The following is a 7,390-nucleotide window of genomic DNA, read 5'->3' on the forward strand; positions in this document are numbered from 1 at the left end:
GCTTTCATGCGCCCTAGCGGCCGCACATGCACATTATAATAGGCGGAATAACGGGTTTTCAGCGCCACGCCCGCTTTCGCGTCTGGCTGTTGAAGGAGGGAAAGACGGGCGGTCCCTGGAACGCGGGTCTTGGGGTATGTGGTATGCTATGCTTGCGATCCTGGGGACCACCCGCTCCGGCGTTTTTGAGGGTTTTACCCAATGCGCAACCATTGAGGCAAACCTCCCCGGCCGCACAGGTTTTCCTCCCTGTGAAGCCGAAGCGCCGATCCTTTCCCGACTTGCGAAGGTTTCCGGAAGCATTCCCGCCGGAAAGGACACGAGAAGAATAAGCGAGGACGGGACGTGTTGGATAAGTTGGTGTGTTTTTTATTTGGGGTGGCAAAACAGCGGTGCGTGGTTCGACAAGCTCACCATGAGGGAACTGGATGGGCTGCAATCACCGGCCTCCCTCATGGTGAGCTTGTCGAACCACGCACCACGCGTTACAAATCCCCATAAACCGCCCGGCATGTCGCGTTGCAATATAAAACGTCCATGGCGGGTTGCGTCTCTTGCCATTTGCCCGTATAAGCCGCCCGTTCATTGCTCGGCGTCAGCTGGGGGCTGAACGGAGGGCCGGATTTCGATCCGTGGAAGCGTAAAAGCTTCAGCCTCCCGTGTCTCCGCTCTCGATCGTCTCCATCAGCGTCCTTTCTTCCCCGGTCACCCGGCAGAGAGATTCGCAGAGGTTTACCGTTGATTCCGGGCAATATTAACGAAGAAAGGCAAAGACAATGGCTCTTTATGAACATGTGTTCCTTGCTCGACAGGACATTTCGCAGCAGCAGGTCGATGCGCTTGTAGAACAGTACAAGGGTATCATCGAGGCCAATGGCGGCAAAGTCGGGCGTATTGAAAGCTGGGGCCTCCGCGCCCTGACCTATCGCATCAACAAGAACCGCAAGGCGTATTACTCGCTTCTCAACATCGATGCTCCGGCAGCCGCCGTTGCCGAAGTTGAGCGCCAGCAGCGCATCAATGAAGACGTTCTGCGCTTCATGACCATTCGCGTTGAAGAGCACGAAGAAGGCCAGTCGGCCATGCTTGCACGCCGTGACGATCGCCGCGAACGCGACGACAAGTTCGGTGGCCGTGATGACGATCGTCCGCGCCGTCCACGCCGCCCGCGTGACAACGAAGCCGGTGAAGGAGCAGAATAATGGTTGATATCAATCAGATCCCGACCCGCCGTCCGTTCCATCGCCGCCGCAAGACCTGCCCGTTCTCGGGTGCCAATGCGCCGAAGATCGACTACAAGGACATCAAGCTCCTGTCGCGCTATATTTCCGAGCGTGGCAAGATCGTTCCTTCCCGTATCACAGCTGTCAGCCAGAAGAAGCAGCGCGAACTCGCCCAGGCGATCAAGCGCGCCCGTTTCCTCGGCCTGCTGCCATACGTTGTGAAGTAAGACACTCGGAGGCGGCAGGATTTCGTCCCGCCGCCTTCTGCCCTGCGGGGCAATAAAGCCTTCCGCGATGGGCGTGGTCAGGCATACTAGAAAACCCAAGTTGAGGGATCGGTTGAAAAACCACCTCTAACTGCTTCAACAAGCAGGACAGCGAGTGACATGAAACTGACTGGAACAGATATCGGCATTGGTGTGCTGGCGGGCCTTGCGGCTGCGCTGCTGACGACCGGTGTTATCGTGAATTCCAGCCTTGCCATGATATTGCTGCTGTTTTCGCCGCTGCCGATTTTTGTCGCGGCGCTGGGCTGGGGCACGGCCTGCGGCTTCATCGCCGCGCTTACCGTAGCTGTTGCCGTGTCCGTCATCGCCGCCCCGACGGCCGCCATCGTCGTCGTGCTCATCACCGCCCTGCCCGCCGCCGTCGGCGCCTATTTCACCGGCCTTGCCCGTCCGGCCGCCGAGATTGGCGGACCGAAGGACGTCTATGTCTGGTATCCCCTCGCCGATACATTGCTGCGGCTGGCGCTTGTTGTCGCCGCCGGCTTCATCGTCATCGGCGTCATGATCGGCTTCAGCGAAGACTTTGCCCGCCAGCTGGCGCAGTCGCTGACCCAGCAGCTGGCCGTGAGCAATCCGGAACTGGCGGCCAATGCCGACCTGACGCAGAGCATGGCGCAGTTCGTCGTGCGCGTCCTGCCGGCCCTGCAGCCCGCCGCGTGGCTGTGCATCATCATCGCCAATCTCTACATCGCCCTGCGCCTGACGGCTGCCTCGGGCAAGCTGCGCCGCCCGCGGGACGACTGGCCGCGTGCCCTGCGCATGCCGCGCCCGGCGCTTGTCGTGTTTGCCGTCGCCTGCGCCGCTGCGTTCCTGCCGGGCGGTCCCGGCTACGCGGCAACGGCGGTTGCCGGTGCCCTCGGCGCCGGGTTCGTCCTGGCCGGCTTCGGCATGCTGCATGCCCGCACGCGCGGCGCCACCTGGCGACCGTTTGCCCTGTGGTTTGCCTATCTCGCCGTGTTTCTCTTTGTTTTTGCGCTTCTCGTCTTCCTTCTCGCCGGTCTGTTTGACACATCGCGCAACGCGCCGGTTTCGAAGGCTGTGAATACCGATACCCCACCCAATAACGACAATTGAACTTGAAAGGAAAACTCACATGGAAGTCATTCTTCTCGAACGCATCAGCCGCCTCGGCCAGATGGGTGAAACAGTCAAGGTAAAGGACGGCTTTGCCCGCAACTTCCTTCTGCCGCAGGGCAAGGCGCTTCGTGCCAACGAAGCCAACAAGAAGAAGTTCGAAGGCCAGCGCGCCCAGCTCGAAGCCCGCAACCTCGAGCGCAAGACCGAAGCCCAGGCAATCGCCGACAAGCTCGACGGCAAGACATTCGTTGCAGTCCGCTCCGCCGGTGAAACCGGTCAGCTCTACGGTTCAGTAACGACCCGCGACATTGCCGACCTGATCACGGCGGAAGGTTTCTCGATCAACCGCAACCAGGTTGAACTGAACACGCCAATCAAGACGATCGGCCTGCACAAGATCGTTCTGGTTCTGCATCCGGAAGTTGAAGCAACCGTTACGATCAACATTGCCCGTACGGCCGATGAAGCCGAGCGTCAGGTAAAGGGTGAAGACCTCACCTCCGCCGAAGCGATCTATGGCATTGAAGAAGCACCGCTTTCCGACGAATTCTTCGACGAAGACGAAGAAGGCGAAGAAAACGCCTGATTTCAAAGCAAAAACCGCTCGCAGGAGTGGTGTTTGCTCTACCATGAAACACCCGGCAGAGATGCCGGGTGTTTTTTTGCTTTGCAGAATCAAAAAAACGGGTAAATTTGTTTATCCTACCCACGCCCGACCTTGGCTCAATCCCGAGCCTCATAATGGCCGAGCTCTATCGTCAATGATGGAGATTGTTCATGAATGCCATTCTTAGGGCTGCGCTTTCGCGGCTCATCCACACTGGTACACTTTCGATTACTGACTCATCCGGCCAGAAGCGCACCTTTGGTGACGGGACCGGAGATCCGATCCACTTCCGCATCAACACGGCTGCGGCCGAACGGCGGATTGCCTTCGATCCCTCCCTGCATTTCGCCGAAGCCTATATGAACGGCGAACTCGATGTTCTCGACGGCGATATCTACGACGTCCTGAAGATCATCTTTGAAAACACCGGCGCCACCGCGGCACGCGAGCCATGGATGCTGGCGCTGGAGGGCATTCGCCGTGCCACCCGCCGCCTGCACCAGATGAACAATCTCACCCGTTCATCCAGCAATGTGCAGCGGCACTACGACCTGTCGGAAGAGCTCTACCGCCTGTTTCTCGACCCGGACATGCAGTATTCCTGCGCCTATTTCGAGCATCCAGACGCGACCCTCGAAGAGGCGCAACTGGCGAAGAAACGGCATATCGCGGCCAAGCTTCTGGTCGAAAAGGGCCACAAGACCCTCGATATCGGCTGCGGCTGGGGCGGTCTCGGGCTTTACCTCGCCCGTCATCTCGATGCCAATGTGCTGGGCGTCACGCTCTCGCACGAACAGCATGGCATCGCCAACAAGCGGGCCATCGACGAGGGCCTGTCGACACAGGCTCGCTTCGACCTGCGCGACTACCGGACCATCGACGACAGTTTCGACCGGATTGTCTCCGTCGGCATGTTCGAGCATGTCGGCGTCGGGCATTTCGCCGAGTATTTCCAGCATACGGCGCGGCTGTTGAAGAAGGACGGGGTTTTCCTCCTGCATTCGATCGGACGGTCGGACGGGCCGTCCTATACCAATGCGTTCATCCAGAAGTACATCTTTCCGGGCGGCTATATCCCCGCGCTCTCGGAAGTGCTTCCGCAGATCGAAAAGGCGGGGCTGGTCATCACCGACATCGAAATCCTGCGGTTGCACTATGCCGACACACTGCGCATCTGGCGCGAGCGGTTCATGGCGAACCGCGACAAGGCCAAGGCGATCTATGACGAGCGCTTCTGCCGCATGTGGGAATTCTATCTCGCCGCGTCGGAATCGGCCTTCCGCTGGCAGAACCTGATGGTGTTCCAGATCCAGCTGGCGCACCGGCAGGAATCGGTGCCGCTGACGCGCACCTATATCGAGAAGGAAGAAAAGCGCCTGAAGCGGCTGGAAAGCGAGCGCAGCTGCGCCAATACCCAGGTCGACAACCGGGAATCGGCTGCCGGACGCTGACGCCCGCCGCCGCAAACCCATTGGCCCGCCGTGATTGTGCTGATCGCGGCGGGCCAGAGCATGAATCGCGCCCGGTTTTCGCATCGTGATCGCGCATTCTGGCAAGTACGCGGTGGACATCGGCAGGAGAACGCGCTTAAGCCTCCCCACGGGCTGCCGAATAGCCTAGAATCAGCAAATGCGAATCGCGCAAGAGACGTGGCCAATCTTTTTCCCCTCTGTGGATAGCGGGGTCTAAGGTTGTTACCTGCATTGCCTAGGATTCGCGGCGCAGGCCATAGTTAATTCGAACGGGAAAAAATACCATGGCTGAGGCAGCACGCAAATTCATCGAGGTACGGGAAAACGCGGACAAGCTCTACCGCGAGGCGCCGAACAATATCGAGGCCGAACAGGCGCTCCTCGGGGCCATTCTCATCAACAATGATGCGTTTTACCGGGTCTCCGACTTCCTCAAGCCGGTGCATTTCTACGAACCGCTGCACCGCAAGATTTTCGACGTGTCGTCGGACATGATCCGCATGGGCAAGATGGCCAATCCCGTGACGCTGAAGACCTTCCTGCCCGTGGAGGAAAAAGTCGGCGAGATGACGGTGATGCAGTATCTGGCGCGCCTTGCCGCCGAAGCCGTGACCATCATCAATGCCGAGGACTACGGCCGCGCCATCTACGATCTTGCCACGCGCCGCGCGCTGATCACCATCGGCGAGGACATGGTCAATATCGCCTATGACGCGCCGGTGGACGTGGCGCCGCAGGGCCAGATCGAGGATGCCGAGCGCCGCCTGTTCGAACTGGCGGAAACCGGCCGCTACGATGGCGGCTTCCAGACCTTTACCGATGCGGTGAAAACCGCTGTCGACATGGCCAACGCCGCCTTCATGCGCGATGGTCACCTGTCCGGCGTTTCAACCGGCATTCATGCGCTCGACAACCGCATGGGCGGCCTGCAGCCGTCGGATCTGATCGTGCTTGCAGGACGACCCGGCATGGGCAAGACCTCGCTTGCCACCAACATCGCCTTCAATATCGCGGCGGCTTACGAGTCCGAGCAGCTGGCGGACGGAACGATCAAGGCCAAGAATGGCGGCGTTGTCGGCTTCTTCTCGCTCGAAATGTCGTCGGAACAGCTGGCGACGCGTATCATTTCCGAGCAGTCGGAGATCAGTTCATCGAAAATCCGCCGCGGTGAAATCAACGAGGCCGAATTCGAAAAGCTCGTCGCCTGCTCGCAGCACATGCAGAAGGTGCCGCTCTATATCGACCAGACCGGTGGTATTTCCATTGCGCAGCTGGCCGCCCGTGCCCGGCGTTTGAAGCGCCAGCGCGGCCTCGACGTTCTGGTCATCGACTATATCCAGCTGATGCAGGGCTCGTCCAAAAAGGCTTCGGAAAACCGCGTTCAGGAAATCACCGAAATCACCACGGGCCTGAAAGCACTCGGCAAGGAACTCAACACGCCGATCATCGCGCTGTCACAGCTCTCCCGTCAGGTGGAAAGCCGCGAAGACAAGCGGCCGCAGCTCTCCGACCTGCGCGAATCCGGGTCGATCGAGCAGGACGCCGACGTTGTGATCTTCGTCTATCGCGACGAATACTACATCAAGAACAAGGAGCCGAAGGAAGGCACCGAGGAGCATTTCAAATGGCAGGCCGACCTCAAGGAGGCCATGGGCAAGGCGGAAGTCATCATCGCCAAGCAGCGTCACGGCCCGACGGGCACGGTGAAGCTGGCCTTCCAGGCGGAATTCACCCGGTTCACCGACCTTGCGGAAGATTCACACCTGCCAGAACGCTTCGAGTAATCAATTGAACAGCACAAAACCTCACGTCACCACCGCAGGCGCCGATCCCCGTCTTGCGGGCGGGCGGCTTACCATCGATCTCGATGCGCTCGTGGCCAACTGGACGTTCCTTGCGGAAAAATCGAAACCGGCGCAGGCGAGCGCCGTCGTCAAGGCCGACGCCTACGGGCTCGGCATCGATCATGTCGTGCCTGTCCTGCGCGACGCCGGCTGCCGGACATTCTTCGTGGCGCTGGTCGAGGAAGGCCTGCGGGTCAAGGCCGCCGCGCCGGATGCACGGGTTTTCGTTCTGAACGGCCTGTTTGCCGACGCGCGCCCGGTGTTCGAAACGTCCGGACTGATCCCCGTCCTCGGCTCGCTGCACGAAATCGGCCTGTGGAGCCGCGCCAATGCCGCGAGCGGATTGACGCTACCCTATGCCCTGCACGTGGATACCGGCATGAACCGGCTGGGACTGACCATGGCCGAAGCACTCGACTTTGCTGCCGCTGGCCGCGAAATGCCGGTGCTGGTGATGACGCATCTGGCGACAGGCGATGAACCCGGCCATCGTCTCACCCGGCAGCAGATCGAGTCATTTCAAACGCTTCGCACCGCTTTTGCAGGCATTGAATCAAGCGCGTCCAATTCCTCCGGCATTTTTCACACGATCAGCAATGGCGGCGACCTGAGCCGTCCGGGCATTGCCATGTATGGCGGCGAGGCGCTGGCCGGCGTCGCCAATCCCATGCGCCCCGTGGTGACGCTGGAAGCGCGCATCGTGCAGATCCGCACTAGCCCCAAGGGCGAGACGTCTGGTTACGGCGCCACCGCGCTCTTGGAACGCGACACCCGGATTGCCATCTGCTCGACCGGCTACGCCGACGGCTATCTGCGCCCGCTGTCGGGCAGCGGCCCGCCCCCGCGCAGCGTCGTGCCCCAGGGCGGCGGAGGCTGTGTT

Annotated in this window: 7 protein-coding genes; all 7 read left to right on the forward strand. The window is 60.3% G+C overall.

The window, feature by feature from the left end; genetic code table 11:
- Positions 1 to 776: 776 nt before the first annotated feature.
- Positions 777 to 1,202, forward strand: coding sequence for a 30S ribosomal protein S6 (rpsF, locus tag RDL77_RS18210; protein WP_105735802.1), 426 nt, complete (start codon positions 777 to 779; stop codon positions 1,200 to 1,202).
- Complete coding sequence (gene rpsR, locus RDL77_RS18215) at positions 1,202 to 1,450, forward strand: 30S ribosomal protein S18 (RefSeq protein ID WP_027229803.1); 249 nt, start codon at positions 1,202 to 1,204, stop codon at positions 1,448 to 1,450. The genes rpsF and rpsR overlap by 1 nt, the downstream gene beginning before the upstream one ends.
- A gap of 159 nt (positions 1,451 to 1,609) precedes the next feature.
- A complete protein-coding gene (locus RDL77_RS18220; RefSeq protein ID WP_288194110.1) occupies positions 1,610 to 2,584 on the forward strand; it encodes a DUF2232 domain-containing protein in 975 nt (324 codons plus the stop codon).
- 19 nt (positions 2,585 to 2,603) lie between these two features.
- Complete coding sequence (rplI, locus tag RDL77_RS18225; protein WP_288194111.1) at positions 2,604 to 3,173, forward strand: 50S ribosomal protein L9; 570 nt, start codon at positions 2,604 to 2,606, stop codon at positions 3,171 to 3,173.
- Between the two features lie 191 nt (positions 3,174 to 3,364).
- The gene (locus RDL77_RS18230) at positions 3,365 to 4,645 is read left to right on the forward strand and encodes a cyclopropane-fatty-acyl-phospholipid synthase family protein (RefSeq protein WP_288194112.1); all 1,281 of its coding nucleotides are present in this window, start codon (positions 3,365 to 3,367) and stop codon (positions 4,643 to 4,645) included.
- A gap of 305 nt (positions 4,646 to 4,950) precedes the next feature.
- Positions 4,951 to 6,450 carry a replicative DNA helicase gene (locus tag RDL77_RS18235; protein ID WP_223611248.1) on the forward strand — a complete coding sequence of 500 codons (1,500 nt, stop codon included), beginning with the start codon at positions 4,951 to 4,953 and terminating at the stop codon, positions 6,448 to 6,450.
- 4 nt (positions 6,451 to 6,454) lie between these two features.
- Positions 6,455 to 7,390, forward strand: a 936-nt coding sequence (locus tag RDL77_RS18240; protein WP_288194114.1) for an alanine racemase, incomplete at its 3' end; no start/stop codon positions are given.

Origin of the sequence: uncultured Phyllobacterium sp., assembly GCF_902479695.1 — a bacterium.
GTDB classification, from domain to species: domain Bacteria; phylum Pseudomonadota; class Alphaproteobacteria; order Rhizobiales; family Rhizobiaceae; genus Phyllobacterium; species Phyllobacterium calauticae.